This is a genomic window from Granulicella sibirica (genome assembly GCF_004115155.1).
Taxonomy (GTDB): domain Bacteria; phylum Acidobacteriota; class Terriglobia; order Terriglobales; family Acidobacteriaceae; genus Edaphobacter; species Edaphobacter sibiricus.
In genome coordinates this window covers 1,700,137-1,715,449 of record NZ_RDSM01000001.1, presented here as the reverse complement: position 1 = coordinate 1,715,449, position 15,313 = coordinate 1,700,137, and the positions used below count along the sequence as shown (strand labels likewise).

The following is a 15,313-nucleotide window of genomic DNA, read 5'->3' as shown; positions in this document are numbered from 1 at the left end:
GCAGGCGGATCTTGTCGGCCGCCGTCAGGCGGTCAATCTTAGGCCAGCATCGCCGGCGCGTTCCCCGCTCCCTCCGCGCATCGAGCGAAGCCAAAGTTCGAATGCAGTGGCTCGGAGAATCAAATGCCACCATTTCGGGTCGCCCTCTATCGTTTGGCGCAAGGAATGACGCAGCTTATCTCCATCAACCAGTCCGGCATCGGCGATCATCGAGTTTGCAAATAGCCCTTCGAGGACTCCGGATGCCTGCTGAACGGCGTGCAGTGGCGCCCGAAGCTGGAAGGCCTTGCGGCGTCTCTCAAGTACCTCGTGAGGGACAATATTGATGAGTGCCCTCCGCATCAGCGAGCGCCTTCGGCCAGGACGCAGAATCTGCTCCCTTGGAACGCCAAAAAGGAAGCTCACCAGGTCCTTGTCGAGGAAGGGGTATCTATACTCGGGCCGTACAAGCAGTTGCGGAAACAGATGTGGAAGTGTCTCCATGACAAACCACCAGGTCAAGCTGTTATCGAGGCGGTGCGGTGCGATCCCGATTCGTGCAGGAACCATCGCCTTGACGGTTTCGATTTGTAGCTCCCGTTCACGCAGTGATTGCGAAAGCCAAGGTGGAAGATCGTTGTCTTTCGGGCCTGGATTGAGATACAGACTGCCGGTATAACGGACAGTGCGCCACAGCATTCCAAAAAGCGGGCTGCGATCAACCAGAGACCAGGCAAGGGAACGGCCAAGCAATCGTGAGACGTTCCCTGAAAGTAGATGGCCAGCGAGTTCGGGCAACGGGTCTGGGACACCGCCCAAAACCTCATCCCCTCCGATGCCAGAGAGTACGCTGCGATAGTCCCGTTTCCACGCGGCATGATGGAGCCTGCGTTCCTGTTCGATGGAGAAGCTGTCCGCGCCAGGCATCAGGTATACGCCACCACTGCCATCATGTGGCTCGAAGGTCCGTTGAGAGAAGGCAGTATTGACGTGCGCGCCCACCTTCCCTCGTCTCGCCTCCGTGATGGAGAAGTACGGTCTCTCATTAAGTGAGGCCTCTGAGTCGTCGTAGAAGGACACGGTATCGAGAGTCTCTGCGTTGGGATGCTTGCGCTGGCGCAGGAAGTCGGACATACACACGATCGCGGTGGAATCCATGCCTCCGCTCAGTTGGCCGAGGATCGCTTCTCCAGGACCGCTGCGTCGCTCGACAGAATTCTGAAATAGCGTGAGAAAGTGCTCTTCATACTCGGCATCCGTGCGGTGCAGAACTGTGGTCATGACTGTGGAATTCCAGTGCTGATGCCGGCTGAGCAGTCCCTTACGGACCTTCAGGAAGTGGGCTGGAGGGACTGAACGGATGTATTCAAACGGGGTCAAATCGCGCACCGGGCGGCCAGCCATGTAGCAAGCGGCGTAATTATGCGAGAGTCGGAGCGTATCGTCTGTCACATGGAACGCTTCGAGGTAGGTTCCCCATACGGTTTCGTCTCGCGTGTGGCGGTAGTAGAGCGATCTCGAGCCTGCATGGTCGCGAGCGAGATAAAGCGACTGGTCTCTCTCTGACCACAAGGCCAGCGCCCAATCTCCAACGAAGCGGGAAAAGCACGCCTCACCCCATCGAGCGAACGCCGCAAGAACGATCTGTGAGTCTGAGACCGTTTCCGGATGTTCGACTCCGAACTCCTTTGAGAGAGAACCGTAATTGTCGAGACGGCCGTCGAACGAGAGAGCGTAGCGGCCATCAGGACTCTTGACCGGCCCCTGCTCCAATGTCGAACGCATATGGCTCAAGTAAGGTTGGACGCCCATGCCGAGCCTGCCGTCAAGAATCACTGATCCTTTGCCAGTCGCGTACCGTTCCATGTCAGCGCCAAGACGTTGCAATTCGAATGCCGTCGCCTGGACTCCGGGTTCCTTCAAGACACCGTAGAGGATGCTCATCCAATACCTCGCTCAGCAACGTTCTAAGACCTGAAAGATCTCCGTGATGTACGGCTTGTCATTGATCACGCGCCCGTCGATCTCAACCCATGCGTGTGATTGGAAGGGAAGCAGCTGCGCCCCGATAACCATCTCCGCGTTCCAGCCACAGCGCCGCAGCTGAACTGTTGCCGCGGCTGAACGCTGAAGACACAGCACCGGTTTGAAGTAAAAGACGCAAGCAAGATCGACGGCACGGGATAGCTCGCCATCATCTGGCGCGGTGCTGCCCACGGCTCGGGGCGGAGAGTTGCGAACCGCAGTATGGATCTCCTGAAACCCACGGAAGTGCATCAGCCAATCGAAATACAGCAATAAGACCCAGCTTTCAGCTACATGTCGCAACATGTTCTCTCCGGACAAATCGATCAAACGAGCAACGCTCTCAATAGACTTGGCGCTTGTGCAGCGCGGTCCAGATGCCTCGCAATCGCTCTCACCAAGGGGAACTTCCGCGGATCGCTGCGTTCTCGCGTCTGTAGCCAGTCCTTTCTGCCGAGGATTGTGGAGGCCGCCGCGATGATCGGAGCGAAAGGCAAAGCGTCTTCGAGCACTCTAAAGTCACAGATCGACGACATGGCCTTCAAATAGGTGGTCCGGAGGTGCCGGTTGCAGGAGGCCTTCAGGGATGGATCCTCGATCTGATTCAGGAGCAGAAGGTGCTCGTAAGTCACGAGAGGATTGCCAACGTAGGCTTCACTCCAGTCGATAAACACGCAATGTGTACCGGCAAATAAGATATTGTCGACATTCAGATCGCCGTGCAAGATCGTGTCCGGAATGTCCAACTCGCTCAGGTAGTCGCAGGCATCTTCAAAGATATTCTTGAGCTCGCCGAGCCGCTTCGGCCTAACAGGTGAAACTTTGGTGGATGTTTGATAGCCCATCGCCTCGTCGATGTAAGTGAAGAGCGCTTCCGCGTCGTTTCGCAAGACATGTGTTCTGTGATCGACGGCACCGGCATTGAGTAAGTCGAGTTCCGCACCCACCGTTCTGATCTGCAACCCGGCCAGGGATTTGACTGCGACTTGCAGCGTGCGCTTTACCTCGGGTGCTTCCTGCGGTAGCTTGCTGAGGCTCTGTCCGCTGCTGTGCATCAGCCACGCATTCCACTCCAGCCTTTCTGCCACCACTTCTGGGACATAATCCCGGCATAACCGTGTCAGCAGCAGCGACACGGAGCGCTCCTGCGTGTTCGGTGCGCCGGTTGCTTTCAGCCAATGCGTCGCTCCATCGTTCATACGAAAGCAGAGGAGACTGAATCCGTTCCCAGCATTGAATTGCTCGATATCGGTCTTAGACAAAACTTTGCTCTTTGTTGTGGTCTCAACCCATCGAACAGCGTCATCAGCCCAGCCGATTCTTGCAATGGGATGAATTGGGTCTCCGCTCAGGACGGAGAGCAGCCATGTTCGCTCCTGCGTAGATAATTCGTCGTCTGGAATTTGGTCAGGCTCGATGGACGCAATGCCTTCAGCAGCATCTCTTCGTAGGAGTTCAACGATCGCGCAGGGGCGATCGCCATCCTTGGGGATCATCACATCAAGAACCAAGACCATAAGTCCCCACACCTCGCGAAGCTCCTTCTGTAACTGCTGCGCGGGCCGGCTTCCGGTTGGCACTGAAACGCGGATCAGACGATACTCGTTTCGGTCTTCCCGCATATACACCGCACGAGCAAAGGGATCGACTACGAGGACTCGGAATTCATTCGCATCGTTGGAGGATGCAGAAATCATGCGGGCTCCTTCAAATGCTCAGTGGGACAACAACTGCTGCGCTCGCAATGCCCTGACGAAGTCGAGGACATCGCGTTCCACTATCTTGTGGGGAACTCCCGTTTCACTGGAAAGGCTGACAACAATCGCTTCGAGGCTGTCGCCGCGCTCAAGTCCCTGCCATACAAAGGCCCCGGTTGAGTTGAGCGTCGCAATCGACCCAAGCTTGGTGTCGAGGACTGCGGCACCGTCCTGGTTCACGATGGTTCGTAGATGGGAACTGCCGTTCATCATGAGTGCACCTTGCAGAGATCGGTCCTGAATCGTGAACCGAGCTTACCCCGGTCTCGCTGTCCTGCAAGGAGAAACTGCGTATTTGGCCAAACATACTTCGATGGCGGAATCACAGGGACTTACGAACGGCACGCTTGGTGCGTTGCAATGGAGTTTTGGCCAGATCTACGTTTCCGTCAAAGTGGTCTCTATACTGGTACCGCGACGCCGGAGACGCGGCTAACATCGCGAAGGTCATCGGCGTCGAGCATTATCTTTGAGCTAACGTCTTTGGGATTTGCTAACAATACAAAACGATTTCCCTCGCGCACTAGCCGCCCGCAAAGAATTTCCACCCCTCGCCGCAGCACATAGATTGGCTGTGACCAACCCTGTTTGCGAGCGTCCACGCGCGTGTCGGGGACGCTCGACAGCGGCTCCAGAAGCATCCAGGATCCAGGCTTGATCACCGGATTCAGCCCCTCAATCGCTTTCTCCTTCGCCAATCGAATTACGCGGTCGTCCCAGATACGAAGCTTGGGAAACTTCACTGCCAGCAACGATGGCCATTCCGCGAACTCTTGTCGTCGAGTCTCCCAGACTTCCCTTGGTATCGGTGTGCTTGCTATCAGGGGTGAAACCAAAAGGTCGGCGTAGGTTTTCGTCATCAGCAAAAATTCGAGTGAAAAGCGGCTCGTGTCGCGAATCGTGTAGCCCCCGGATTGCAAGGCGTCCGTATAGCGCGTGGAGTGCATCAGTGCCAGCGTTAGGAGTACATCAACGTGCGGTTCCGACCGATTCGGACTGCGATACCGACGCAAGGTGCGTTCGCTGACTTTCGATCTAAATTCCATCTCAAGAAACTGTCGAACGGATCGCTCTTCGTCATGTGATCGCTGGAACCGTCTATACATCGTGGCAAGCAACCGATCTCGAGTCTCATGCTCCCAGGGAAGTAAGAGTTCGCCGCTACCATGGTATTTAGCAAGAGAAACTGTCGAATACTCGGGCAGAGGCAACTGCGTAGCAAACATGCGGATGCGACCGGCGATGCGAACTGAGCCAGGGTAGGAGAACTCCTGCGGGCCAGCGTAGGTTCGTTCAGAGGTCAGAAGGTAGAGCTTGCCCCGGATGACCATGCATCCGCTACAACGGTAGCCGTTGGGGAATTGAAGCAGATAGATGGAGCGCGGCTGAGGCTGACGCAACTCTTCCGCATCTATAGGCTCAACCAATGCCACCGCTCCCGGCGGGAGACTCGATCCAAGACTGTCTTCTGTTCCGACTTGGACGTAGAACGCGTGAGGACGGCGCCACGTTGCTCCCCTCAACGAACGCATAGGGACATCGCGCTGCCAGCTTCGTACCAGCTCGCGAAGTGTGCTGTCCGATGTGAAGCTTTCTGCGGGAGCCAGATTTAACGGCACGTCCGACAGCCTGTCTCTTTCGAAGGTGTAGGATTCTACGATCCGCAATGGGAGCAGCCTTCGGTTGGCGGCTATCATCGACTCGGCGGATGACGCGATTATCAGCAAGGATTTGAACGGAATTGTCATCAGCTGGAACGAAGGAGCGAGCAAATTATTCGGGTACTCGGCCGATGAGATGATCGGTCAACCAATCCTGCGGGTTATTCCGGAAGAACTTGAATATGAGGAGTCTAAAATCCTCAAAACTATCAGATTGGGCGAGCAGATCAGTCACTTTGAAACCAGGCGAAAAAAGAAGAGCGGGGAGGTATTCGAGATTTCGGTGACCATCTCACCAATCAGGGACGAAACCGGAACCATCATAGGGGCTTCGAAGATTGCTCGCGAGATCACGGATCGGAAGCGAGTGGAGCGTTTGCTGGTTCAATCTGAAAAGCTTGCGGCGACAGGCCGGATGGCGGCGACGATGGCGCATGAGATCAACAATCCCCTGGAGTCGCTGATGAATCTGATCTTCCTCGCTCGTCAAGATAGCGCGCCTGGCGGAAAGGTGCACGACTATCTGATTACGGCCGAAGGCGAACTGGAACGTCTAACGCATCTCGCTCGCCAGACATTGGGGTTCTACCGAGACACCGGTTCACCGACTGAGGTGTCCCTAAATCAGCTCCTGGAGAGCGTTATCTCCGTCTACAGTCCAAAGTTGCTTGCCGCAGGCATCACGATCGAAAAGCACTTTGATGACCAACGGAAGGTGTTCATTCGCAGAGGCGAATTCCTCCAGGTCTTCTCAAACCTGATAACAAATGCCGCGGATGCCATGCGTCAGGGAGGGAAGCTTAGCATCTCGACTCATGAGTCTGTTGGTCCCTGGGGAGATGGAATCGAGACAGTGGTCCGAGACAGTGGCTCAGGGATTAGGCTCGAACACATAACGCAGATTTTCGAGCCCTTCTTCACCACGAAGGGTGAACTGGGAACAGGTATTGGCCTTTGGGTGGCAAAACAACTTGTCGAATCTCGTGGTGGTACCATCTCCGTCGCAAGCAGCACCGAACAAGGGAATAGCGGGACGACTGTGACGGTCGCAATCCCCTATGGCCCGCCTACCGGCCATAACGAGACCTTGAGGGCGGGCGGTTAGTCTTCAGGTGACCATAATCACGGAGTCGAGCGCTCTTCGAGAATATCGAGGGAGAACCTTTGCTGGCGTGTCATGCTGGCGGCCGAGAGGATCGTGCGCAAAGAACGTGCCGTGCGGCCCTGCTTACCTACGAGTTTGCCTACGTCTTCCGGCGCGACCCTCACCCGCAGGCTCGTTACCTCCCCATTCGTGACAGCCTGAATCGAAACCTCGTTCGGCTTATCCACCAAACAAACAACGAGCTCATACACAAGTGTTTTCATGGCAGAGATAGTCTCGGTCTCTTTCGGAATGGATTTTTGGCCGGCCATGCGTTTGAGCTTACGCCACTACACCAAACGCCTGACCTCGGCGTGTCGTTTGGAAGGTGGGCGTTTGTAGTTCACGAAGGGCCAGACAGTCACGATGTGGTCCTCTCCATAAGACCGGGACAAGTAAAGCCTCAAGGCCTCGTTCGGCATCCGAAACCCTCCGAGTGTGATCTGGATTCGAGAAAACGGTCATGAGCGCTAGATCATTGTCCCTGATGGCCTCGCTTCTCGGGAGACGCAAAAAAGCGGGTAATCGTCTCCGTGGGGAGCTTGACCCCGACGGCTTGTTCGATCAGCACGGCAATCTCGTCGTCCGTCTTTCCCTGGGCGCGGAGCTGCTCGATCTCATCGCTTACCATACCGATAAAGGCAGAGACGGGAAACTGCTCCGGTTCAAGGCCGAGAGCTTTACGAAGTGCGGTTTGTGCGGTGGCCGCTTGCTGGCCTGTGAAGGTGGGATCGGAATCTGTCATGATGGCTCCTGTCCACGTAACGGAGTAGCACTCCGATTTTATCTACTACACGAATTCATCAGATGTCGGCCCCAAAACCTAACCGAACGCCTTGCCTAACCGGCGCCTCTAAGTTAGTGGAGCGGGATCGACCGGTAGAGCGAGGGTGCCGAGACTGCAACGGTTCGTTCCGCGATGGGTCTGTCACTCCGACGTGTTACTGACACATTCCTCAACTTTATGGGAGAATTTTAGTCTATTTGCGGGAGGTCCACAGGGTAGGTGGAGTGGAGGTTGTGCGTGACTCGACGAAGACGTCTAGATCTGAGTTCTGCGTTAGCTCGAGGTGAATTCGTTCCGTATTTTCAACCACTGGTTGATCTACGAACCGGACAACTACGGGGTTGCGAGGTTCTTGCCCGCTGGGTTCATCCCACAAAGGGTCTTGTACTCCCCGATGACTTTATACCCTTCTCCGAGGAGACTGGCCTCATAGGAGCGTTGTGTGAAAGCGTGCTGTCGCAGGCCTTCAAGACGTGCGCAGAGTTGGGCGCTCCTTTCACCTTATCGGTCAATATCTCGCCCATACAGTTTCGCGACTGCTCGCTCCCAGAACGGATTTCTCGCTTGGCTGAGGAGCATCAATTTCCACTTGGACAATTGAAAATCGAGATTACCGAGAGCGCCCTCCTCGAAAACTTAGTAGACGCGCAATGCATCGCAGCGAAATTGAAGTTGCTGGGCATGAAGCTCTCACTGGACGATTTCGGCACCGGATATTCCAGCCTCGCGCACCTGCAAGCCTTGCCTTTCGACGAGCTAAAGATCGATAAGAGCTTCGTGAGCTCCATGTGTTGCCGCCGGGAAAGCATGAAGATCGTGGCGGCCGTCGTCGGTCTCGGCCGGAGTCTTGGGCTGACGACGGTCGGTGAAGGGGTGGAGGAAGTTGCTCAAGCAGACATGTTGCGCCATCTCGGATGTGAGGTAGGGCAGGGCTGGCTATATGGAAGACCCATGCCCAAAGAGGCTTTGACCGCCATGCTCGGGGTCGAGCGACCAGCTCTTTCGGGTTTGGTGGGCACATCTTCCGAACCTGATTACAATTTCCCCTCCTTTCTCGAGGCTCTGCCTGGGGCTCGTCACGCTCAGCTGCAAGCCATCTACGATGGATCCCCCGTAGGACTCTGCTTCATCGATCGCAACTTACGGTACGTGAGCATCAATCAACGGCTAGCCCAGATGAATGGCATATCCGCTAAAGCGCATCTTGGAAGGACTGTCTACGAGATGGTTCCAGCAATTGCGGATGTCATTGCGCCTTATCTCACTAGAGCTCTTGGCGGAGAGGCAATCAACGGGGTCGAGTTAGAGCGAAGAGACCACAGTTCCCGAGCAAAATCGGCAACCATGCTGACAACGTATCAGCCCGCGCGAGATGAGAACGATGATGTGATCGGCGTGTCGGTCACAGTGGTCGACATCTCTGACCGGAAAGCAACCGAAAGAGCGCTGGCAGAGAGCGAAGATCACTTCCGCCATATGGTCGAACTCAATCCGCAGATCCCCTATACGATGGATCCATACGGCCTCATTCTTGACATGAGTCCACGGTGGGTGGAGCTTACGGGGCTTGGATTCGAGGAGACCCGCGGGCGCGGTTGGCTCCGAGCAGTTCACCCTGAGGACGCATCTGGAGTGGTCAATGTTTGCTTGACGGCTATTCGGGCGGGAGAGCCCATTGATGTGGAATTCAGAGTCTTAGGATGTGATCAGGTGTGGCACTGGATGCGATCTCGGGCTGCGCCACGTAAGGATCGGGCCGGAGTAATCATCAGGTGGTATGGGAGCGTAGAGCTAATCGATGATCAGAAGCGAGCGCAAGAACAACTGTGGGCCAGCCAGATGCGATTGCAAAGCATCATTGATACCTTGCCAGTTGGGGTGGTGATTGCGGAAGCTCCGAGCGGGCGGATTGTCAGCCGCAACCCGAAAGCTGAGTCAATACTCCGGCAGGACCCAATGGAGTTTGAAGAGATCGGGGATTACTCAAAACGAGTTGCATATCATCGCAACGGCCATAAATTAGAGTCCGATGACTTCCCCCTGGCTAGGGCAATTCAGCAGGGAGAAGTCACTGATGCAGAGCACGTCTACTACACTCTCGGAAGCGGCTCTGGGAAGTGGCTAAGCCTCACTGGTGCACCGCTCAAAGACAAGGACGGCAAGATCGTAGGTGCAGTCGCGACTATCCAGGAGATAACCGATGAGACAAGCACGATATGTTGACGTGTACTGACTTATAGGAAGTTGCTTAGAATCTTGGAAGCCATGCTGCTGTACCCGCTTTGCGGCGGAGCCTGCTGGCCACCGTTGGTGAAATGCTTTAAGACCATGGGAAGAACTGTAGCCATGGCTACCTTTGCGATTTCAGGCGAGACCCCAGCCTTTGCAGCAACGTTCTCGATGAAGCCTGTGTTTCCGAGGCCTTGTTCGATCTGGCCGGGCGTGGCGGCGGGTTCCTGGCCGTTGGACCAGTTTTGGACGTGGTCGGCCATACCGTTGTTGCGGAAAGAATCGATGACGCCGGAGAGGCCGCCAGGATGCTGTTCAAGAGCCTGCATCATGCCGCTAGCGACATTCGCGTTCGTGCCGGAGTTGGTACCCTGGCCCTGTTGACTGGTCAATCCTTCGATTGTGTCTAGTAGTCCCATACATGACCTCGGGTGTGAAATGCGGAAAGCTGTTGAGCTGAATGAGGTGCGTCTCAGGCTTCTTCCTCGGCCTGAGACCTTGGGGTGAAACGCTACTTGGGGCAAGGCTTTCCGGCGTCGGGGCGTGCGCCTTTGGTAATGGCGTCAGACTCGCTCATGTAAGCACCCTTTTTCGTCTTGCCGTAGAACCGATCGCCGCTGCAATGGTAGACCTTGGTGGAGGTATTGACCCAAACCTGCCCCGGTCCGCCCCCGGCTGCGGGTTGGCTCGGTATAGCTGACGCGCTGGAGTTCGCAGTGGGATGGGGAGCGGGCGTAGACGGTGCCGGAGGCGGCGTTGGAGTCGCGCTGGGCGTTGCTGCTGGGGCCGGGGCTGCCGAAGCCGTGGCGTACCAGGTCTGCACGCCCTTGTGTCCGGAGCATGCTCCGCTCTTAGCCTTGGCAGTGGAGTAGGTGCCGTCTTTACACTGGCCTGTTGCCCCAGCCGGAGCTTGTGCGTGAGCAAGGGTGCAGACGGACATAAAAATTGTGGCGAAAACAACGATGGCGCGTTTGGTCACAGATTCCTCCATATGTCCGCCTGAACTCCTACTAGCGCGGTTGCGCCATTGGATGCGCGCGGATCCTTCTTCAGTCGCCACGTGGTGTTTTTTTGGAAAATACCAGGATTAATGTCGTCTTCCAGACGCACATTTTCGTATTTTCAAGTACAACCGAACGCAAAAAGTAGGCACCTCATTACTGGGAACTAGGGGCTGCAGGTATCGATCCGAAGGCCGCTCGCCTATCCATCCAGCACGACTAATAGCCCTTATAGCACCCTGAAAAAAATGCGGCCCACAGCCGACGTAGAGCTGGGCCTGCAACCGTAAGATCTCGCGACTTATCTATGGAGGATTCATGGCAACGACCGACGAGCTCACTCATCTTGTGTGCCTATTCCATCACCACGATCAGGCTGCCGCAGCAACTGAAGATCTTTACAAACAAGGCATTCCTCCCACGTCGATCGCAGTCATTTGCAACGAAGGACCTGAGCATGCCGCCGGTTCCGCTCTCGACGAGTTCGGAGTTCCGGCCCGTGACCGCCAACATCTTCTGGAAGGGATACGCAACGGCGGCGTTGTTGTGGCGGTTTCCGCAGTGGAAGGGCATGTTTCCGCTGTGGAGAAGATCTTTGGAAGCCACAAGGCTACCAAGATTGATGATGCTGTCATGACGCCCAAAGCCGCCGAACTTCCCGTTGTCGCAGAGGGTGAGACAGCTATTCCGATCGTGGAAGAGGACCTCGAAGTCGGCAAGCGGACGGTTGATCAAGGTGGCGTCCGTGTTTATCGGCGAGTCATCGAGATTCCTGTGGAACAGTCGGTTAACCTCCGCGAAGAGCATGTCGTTATCGAGCGAAATGCCGTGGACCGTCCGGTCAAGGATGCAGATCTGGCACTTCAAGGCAATCAAGTGTTCGAACTCACCGAGACAGCCGAAGAAGCCGTTGTTGGAAAGACAGCGCACGTTGTAGAAGAAGTGGTCGTGGGCAAGACCGCATCGGAGCGCACGGAGCATATTCACGATACGGTTCGCCATACCGAGGTTGAGATTGAAGAGATTCAGCGCGAGAGCGAACTGAGAACGCCAGTCAAAACGAACTAATTTGTAGCCCATCCGGTATCCCAGGAGCAATTTCATGGCTGAACGCGTCAAAGTTTACGAAGAGACAAAGAAGGGGATTCCTGTTTGGGCTTGGCTTCTGCCACTGCTTCTTCTCTTGGCTCTCCTCGCCTATTTCCTCACCCACCGCCATCCCGCTGACAGTGCGCCAGTGGTCAGCTCTGCAGTGGCAGCGCCCGCACTACCGGACCTCGGGTCTGTGCATTTCGATACGGACAAAGCCACTCTGACTCCGGAAGGCCAAGCGACACTCCAGCAGGCTGCAGCGGCGATGAAAGCAAATCCCTCCGCCCATCTTCGGATTGAGGGCTTCACCGACAGCACAGGTTCTGCACCCCACAACGCAGACCTTTCGGAACAGCGAGCACTCGCGGTAGCTGGCTATCTCAAAGGGCAAGGCATTGATGGTAATCGATTGACTGGTGGGGGCTTCGGAGCCCAGAAGCCCACGGACACCAACGCCACTCCGACCGGCAAGGCGGATAATCGCCGCGTCGAACTCTTCTCGCAGCCGCAGTAAGCACGGCAAACAGTTTAGGCAGCCAACCCACACCAGGAGAATATATATGTCAAAGACAGTCGTAGGGCTTTTCAGCACGATGGCGGAAGCGAACAAGGCGAAGCAGGAACTGATCACAGACGGCTACGAATCCCAGAATATCCAGGTTATGGCCAATGATGAGGGCAATTCCTCAGCAACCGCAAATCCTTCCGGCTACACCGACATTGGAAGCGGCAGCGGGACGGGAATCGGAGAGAAGATCAGCAGCTTCTTCCGTTCACTCAGCGGCGGCGATGACCACGCCCATGATCATTACGCGAAAGGGGTAAACGCGGGCGGTGCACTCCTCGCCATCACGGTACCGGATGAGGAAGCTGCCGAGGCAGCCACTTTTCTAAAGCAGGTTGGAGCTCGTGATATCGAGGGCGGGTCGAGCAGTCAGTACGAAGGTGCCGCGACAACTGCAGCTGAAGGCGTAGCGATCCCAATCGTCGAAGAAGAGCTCGTAGTCGGGAAGCGCGAGGTTGATCGCGGTGGTGTCCGCATCTACTCCCACGTTGTAGAGCGTCCAGTCGACGCGGACATCAACCTCCGCGAAGAGCAGATCAATGTGGAGCGCCGCGTGGTCAATCGGCCTGCAACCGCAGCTGATTTTGCTGCCGGTAGCGGATCTGTCATCGAGTTGAACGCAACTGGAGAGGAAGCCGTCGTGGGCAAGACGAGCAGAGTCGTAGAGGAAGTTCTCGTTGGCAAGCAGAGCAGCGAGCGTACTCAGGCCATCCATGATTCCGTTCGCAAGACAGAGGTGGATGTCGAGGAGGTTCCCGGCGAGACCACTGGAGCCGGCATCTCGAAGGATCGCTACTAGACGATCACGTATTTCGCTCACCACGCAGGCCGGACATCAACACGTCCGGCCTGTGGCATTTGCCTCTCAGGAGTTTCTATGACTGACACTGAATCTGCCACATCGACAGTGGATGACCAGCCCACTACCCGGCCCAATGTCCTTGCCGTCTCTGGGCAATTCGACCCGACTCAACCTTTTACTGAGATCTGGATGGCCAACGGTGAAGTGGTTCGCCTGCCAACCACCGTGCTTCTTCAGACCTCTGACGTATGGAAGTCTGCTGACACGCAGGCGGACGTTCTCTCCTCGAACAACAGTGCCACGACAGTAATCCCCCTGGTCGAAGAAAGACTCGAAGTAGGGAAACGGACTGTTGCTACAGGCACCGTTCGCCTGAATAAAACGGTCCAGGAATACACCGAGGCCCTCGACGAAAGCCTGTCGGTTCGCACTTTCGATGTCGAACGCATCGTTATCAACCAGCCTGTAGATGCTCCGCCACCGGTCCGCCAGGAAGGGAACACCACCATCTACTCGCTCGTAGAGGAGAGATTGGTTCTTACGAAAGAACTTGTTCTCAAAGAAGAGATTCGCATCGTGCAACGTGATACAGAGCGCCACGACACTCAGGTCGTCACCCTACACAGAGAACACATGACGGTCGAACGCGTTCCGGGCAGGACGATTTGGAGCGCAACCGATAGAGCAAAATCTAGGAGAAGCTCATGATTCTCGCATCGATCAGCAACTTTGCGGTCGATATCTCTCTTCTGGCTGACCAGGACGTGCAGATTCCCCAGAACGGGGGAGATGGAAAGTTGATGCTGATTTTCATGGGCATAGCCGCGATCTCTCTCCTAGTGCTTGCCTTGTTGGCTGCAGGAGCGCTCGTCGCGTTGGTAGTGGCCGGAATCAAGGCCAAGCGTTCATTCGGAGAGACGGTGCGCGAGGTTAAGGGACGTGCGTACCCGCTCATCGAGAAAAGCACCGGATTGGTCAGCGACCTGGCTCCCGTCATCAGAAGCGCGGCGGTTAAGGCCGATGCTCTCATCACTGACCTCACGCCGACCATCAAGGGTATCGCTGAAAAAACGCACGTTCTAATTGGAGAGGTCTCTCCTAAGGTGGAAGACATTACCGATGATCTTCATAGAATCTCGTCAAGCGCCAAGCGAGCCACAGCCCAAGGTCTGGCGATGATGAGTAAAGTTAGAGCCCTCTGGAAAGGGATCATAACGATGCTAGGTGGAGACAGAGGGTCTGTTTCGTCAAGCGCCGCACCATCTGCGCCGTCGCAGAGACAACATCAGTTTTGAGAGGGACTCCTAACTGCAATCGGGTTAGAAGCGGGCGGACTAGAGGCGACGTGAAGAGAAATACTCATCATCTCGTTTCCGTTCATCGTGGCCACGAGGATGCAGGCTTGCTCAAGCTCGTCGGCAGCTTCGATCTGCCATGGCATCAGGTTGATGCCGTGTCTTTCGGTGTGAGTATGCCCCTGCATGATCACCTCGCTGGCAATTTTCGGTCCTGATCTATACAGTGGCGCGGAATCCTAGGGTATGCAATCCAACGGACGGGTTATCGACCGTACCTTTGCTGGTTCTGATCGCCAAGGCATCCTGTAGGCATGGAAACCAATAGCTATGGACCAGATGGTAGGTACACCCGTACATCTTCGACAAATACTGCGGAACATCGTGCGCGAGCCTGTAAAGACTTTGGTTCCCCCGTGGAGCTGGAAGGCCGCGGCCTTTGCTGCAGCGGTGCGTGGAGCAGCCTTTTTCTTAACGAATCTTCAGGCGGGGCGAGGAGAAGCGACAAAGGCTCTCATTGTCGAAGCAGTATTCGCTTTCGTCACAGGAGGATTGATCGGAGCGATCTCACAGCAGTTGCGGAATGCTGAGCCTCTTTGGGCGAACGCTGCCGTGGTCTGGATAGGGTTGCCGGGCGTGATGCTCCTGGCTCAATCGGGGGTTCATCGGCTCGCGCACACGCCTCACCTCAGCGGCGGGCTCGTTCTATCATTCCTTGTTTCCTCCGCCTCAGCAGCCTTCAGTTGGTACGCCATGCGTCATGGTGCAATGTTGGGGGGTTCTGAAGAGACGACTATTCTTCACGACATGGAAGTATTGCCGAAGATCCTCCTCAACTTCTTAATCGCTGGCCCTAAAATGGTGGCTTCCGCCTTGCGGCCAAAGCATCACGGCTAGGTTCCGGAGCGCCACGAGCCAGGCTGTTCTCCGGACCGCATCCTTCTCCGCGCAACCGAACAGCAAGTCTTGGGTTTAG

At 55.9% G+C, this 15,313-nt stretch carries 17 protein-coding genes; 8 read left to right on the top strand and 9 right to left on the bottom strand.

Going from position 1 to position 15,313, the window contains the following annotated elements; all coding sequences use genetic code 11:
* Positions 1–24: 24 nt before the first annotated feature.
* The 5 genes from GRAN_RS07175 to GRAN_RS26085 form a co-directional block, all read right to left on the bottom strand.
* On the bottom strand, positions 25–1,923 hold the full coding sequence (locus GRAN_RS07175; RefSeq protein WP_128912247.1) for an asparagine synthetase B family protein: 1,899 nt from the start codon (positions 1,921–1,923) through the stop codon (positions 25–27).
* Positions 1,924–1,935: 12 nt separating this feature from the next.
* Positions 1,936–2,310, bottom strand: a complete 375-nt coding sequence (locus GRAN_RS07170; protein ID WP_128912246.1) for a lasso peptide biosynthesis B2 protein — start codon at positions 2,308–2,310, stop codon at positions 1,936–1,938.
* Positions 2,311–2,330: 20 nt separating this feature from the next.
* Positions 2,331–3,701, bottom strand: a complete 1,371-nt coding sequence (locus GRAN_RS07165; RefSeq protein WP_128912245.1) for a phosphotransferase — start codon at positions 3,699–3,701, stop codon at positions 2,331–2,333.
* Positions 3,702–3,719: 18 nt separating this feature from the next.
* A complete protein-coding gene (locus GRAN_RS07160; protein ID WP_128912244.1) occupies positions 3,720–3,974 on the bottom strand; it encodes a PqqD family protein in 255 nt (84 codons plus the stop codon).
* Positions 3,975–4,162: 188 nt separating this feature from the next.
* Complete coding sequence (locus GRAN_RS26085; RefSeq protein WP_241654387.1) at positions 4,163–5,194, bottom strand: hypothetical protein; 1,032 nt, start codon at positions 5,192–5,194, stop codon at positions 4,163–4,165.
* Between the two features lie 250 nt (positions 5,195–5,444).
* Here GRAN_RS26085 and GRAN_RS07150 point away from each other — a divergent pair, with 250 nt between their 5' ends.
* A complete protein-coding gene (locus GRAN_RS07150) occupies positions 5,445–6,527 on the top strand; it encodes a two-component system sensor histidine kinase NtrB (RefSeq protein WP_241654386.1) in 1,083 nt (360 codons plus the stop codon).
* Positions 6,528–6,544: 17 nt separating this feature from the next.
* Here the strand turns inward: GRAN_RS07150 and GRAN_RS07145 are convergent, their stop codons facing one another.
* Entirely contained in the window at positions 6,545–6,790 is a 246-nt protein-coding gene (locus GRAN_RS07145; protein WP_128912242.1) for a KH domain-containing protein, read from the bottom strand.
* A gap of 251 nt (positions 6,791–7,041) precedes the next feature.
* On the bottom strand, positions 7,042–7,311 hold the full coding sequence (locus tag GRAN_RS07140; RefSeq protein ID WP_128912241.1) for a hypothetical protein: 270 nt from the start codon (positions 7,309–7,311) through the stop codon (positions 7,042–7,044).
* Positions 7,312–7,572: 261 nt separating this feature from the next.
* On the opposite strand from GRAN_RS07140, the gene GRAN_RS07135 reads away from it, so the two are divergent.
* Entirely contained in the window at positions 7,573–9,576 is a 2,004-nt protein-coding gene (locus GRAN_RS07135) for an EAL domain-containing protein (protein WP_128912240.1), read from the top strand.
* Between the two features lie 11 nt (positions 9,577–9,587).
* On the opposite strand, the gene GRAN_RS07130 is transcribed toward GRAN_RS07135, so the two are convergent.
* Both GRAN_RS07130 and GRAN_RS07125 read right to left on the bottom strand, forming a co-directional pair.
* On the bottom strand, positions 9,588–10,001 hold the full coding sequence (locus GRAN_RS07130; protein ID WP_128912239.1) for a YidB family protein: 414 nt from the start codon (positions 9,999–10,001) through the stop codon (positions 9,588–9,590).
* 92 nt (positions 10,002–10,093) lie between these two features.
* A complete protein-coding gene (locus GRAN_RS07125; protein WP_241654385.1) occupies positions 10,094–10,561 on the bottom strand; it encodes a DUF3761 domain-containing protein in 468 nt (155 codons plus the stop codon).
* Positions 10,562–10,901: 340 nt separating this feature from the next.
* On the opposite strand from GRAN_RS07125, the gene GRAN_RS07120 reads away from it, so the two are divergent.
* From GRAN_RS07120 to GRAN_RS07095, 6 genes are all read left to right on the top strand, one after another.
* Positions 10,902–11,651 (top strand): YsnF/AvaK domain-containing protein, encoded by a 750-nt coding sequence (locus GRAN_RS07120; RefSeq protein ID WP_128912237.1) that lies wholly within the window; start codon positions 10,902–10,904, stop codon positions 11,649–11,651.
* A 34-nt stretch (positions 11,652–11,685) separates the two neighbouring features.
* Complete coding sequence (locus tag GRAN_RS07115) at positions 11,686–12,189, top strand: OmpA family protein (RefSeq protein ID WP_128912236.1); 504 nt, start codon at positions 11,686–11,688, stop codon at positions 12,187–12,189.
* A 46-nt stretch (positions 12,190–12,235) separates the two neighbouring features.
* Positions 12,236–13,039 (top strand): YsnF/AvaK domain-containing protein, encoded by an 804-nt coding sequence (locus GRAN_RS07110; RefSeq protein ID WP_128912235.1) that lies wholly within the window; start codon positions 12,236–12,238, stop codon positions 13,037–13,039.
* Between the two features lie 78 nt (positions 13,040–13,117).
* Entirely contained in the window at positions 13,118–13,750 is a 633-nt protein-coding gene (locus GRAN_RS07105; RefSeq protein ID WP_128912234.1) for a YsnF/AvaK domain-containing protein, read from the top strand.
* The gene (locus GRAN_RS07100; protein ID WP_128912233.1) at positions 13,747–14,337 is read left to right on the top strand and encodes a hypothetical protein; all 591 of its coding nucleotides are present in this window, start codon (positions 13,747–13,749) and stop codon (positions 14,335–14,337) included. Before GRAN_RS07105 ends, GRAN_RS07100 begins: the two co-directional genes overlap by 4 nt.
* 330 nt (positions 14,338–14,667) lie before the next feature.
* Positions 14,668–15,234: a hypothetical protein gene (locus GRAN_RS07095; RefSeq protein ID WP_241654384.1), complete on the top strand. Its 567-nt coding sequence runs from the start codon at positions 14,668–14,670 to the stop codon at positions 15,232–15,234.
* The last annotated feature ends 79 nt before the right edge of the window (positions 15,235–15,313 follow it).

Coding starts and splice junctions, on each gene's coding strand:
- GRAN_RS07175 (WP_128912247.1), bottom strand. CDS start 1,923: ATGAGCATCCTCTACGGTGTCTTGAAGGAACCCGGAGTCCAGGCGACG.
- GRAN_RS07170 (WP_128912246.1), bottom strand. CDS start 2,310: ATGTTGCGACATGTAGCTGAAAGCTGGGTCTTATTGCTGTATTTCGAT.
- GRAN_RS07165 (WP_128912245.1), bottom strand. CDS start 3,701: ATGATTTCTGCATCCTCCAACGATGCGAATGAATTCCGAGTCCTCGTA.
- GRAN_RS07160 (WP_128912244.1), bottom strand. CDS start 3,974: ATGATGAACGGCAGTTCCCATCTACGAACCATCGTGAACCAGGACGGT.
- GRAN_RS07145 (WP_128912242.1), bottom strand. CDS start 6,790: ATGAAAACACTTGTGTATGAGCTCGTTGTTTGTTTGGTGGATAAGCCG.
- GRAN_RS07140 (WP_128912241.1), bottom strand. CDS start 7,311: ATGACAGATTCCGATCCCACCTTCACAGGCCAGCAAGCGGCCACCGCA.
- GRAN_RS07130 (WP_128912239.1), bottom strand. CDS start 10,001: ATGGGACTACTAGACACAATCGAAGGATTGACCAGTCAACAGGGCCAG.
- GRAN_RS07120 (WP_128912237.1), top strand. CDS start 10,902: ATGGCAACGACCGACGAGCTCACTCATCTTGTGTGCCTATTCCATCAC.
- GRAN_RS07115 (WP_128912236.1), top strand. CDS start 11,686: ATGGCTGAACGCGTCAAAGTTTACGAAGAGACAAAGAAGGGGATTCCT.
- GRAN_RS07110 (WP_128912235.1), top strand. CDS start 12,236: ATGTCAAAGACAGTCGTAGGGCTTTTCAGCACGATGGCGGAAGCGAAC.
- GRAN_RS07105 (WP_128912234.1), top strand. CDS start 13,118: ATGACTGACACTGAATCTGCCACATCGACAGTGGATGACCAGCCCACT.
- GRAN_RS07100 (WP_128912233.1), top strand. CDS start 13,747: ATGATTCTCGCATCGATCAGCAACTTTGCGGTCGATATCTCTCTTCTG.
- GRAN_RS07095 (WP_241654384.1), top strand. CDS start 14,668: ATGGACCAGATGGTAGGTACACCCGTACATCTTCGACAAATACTGCGG.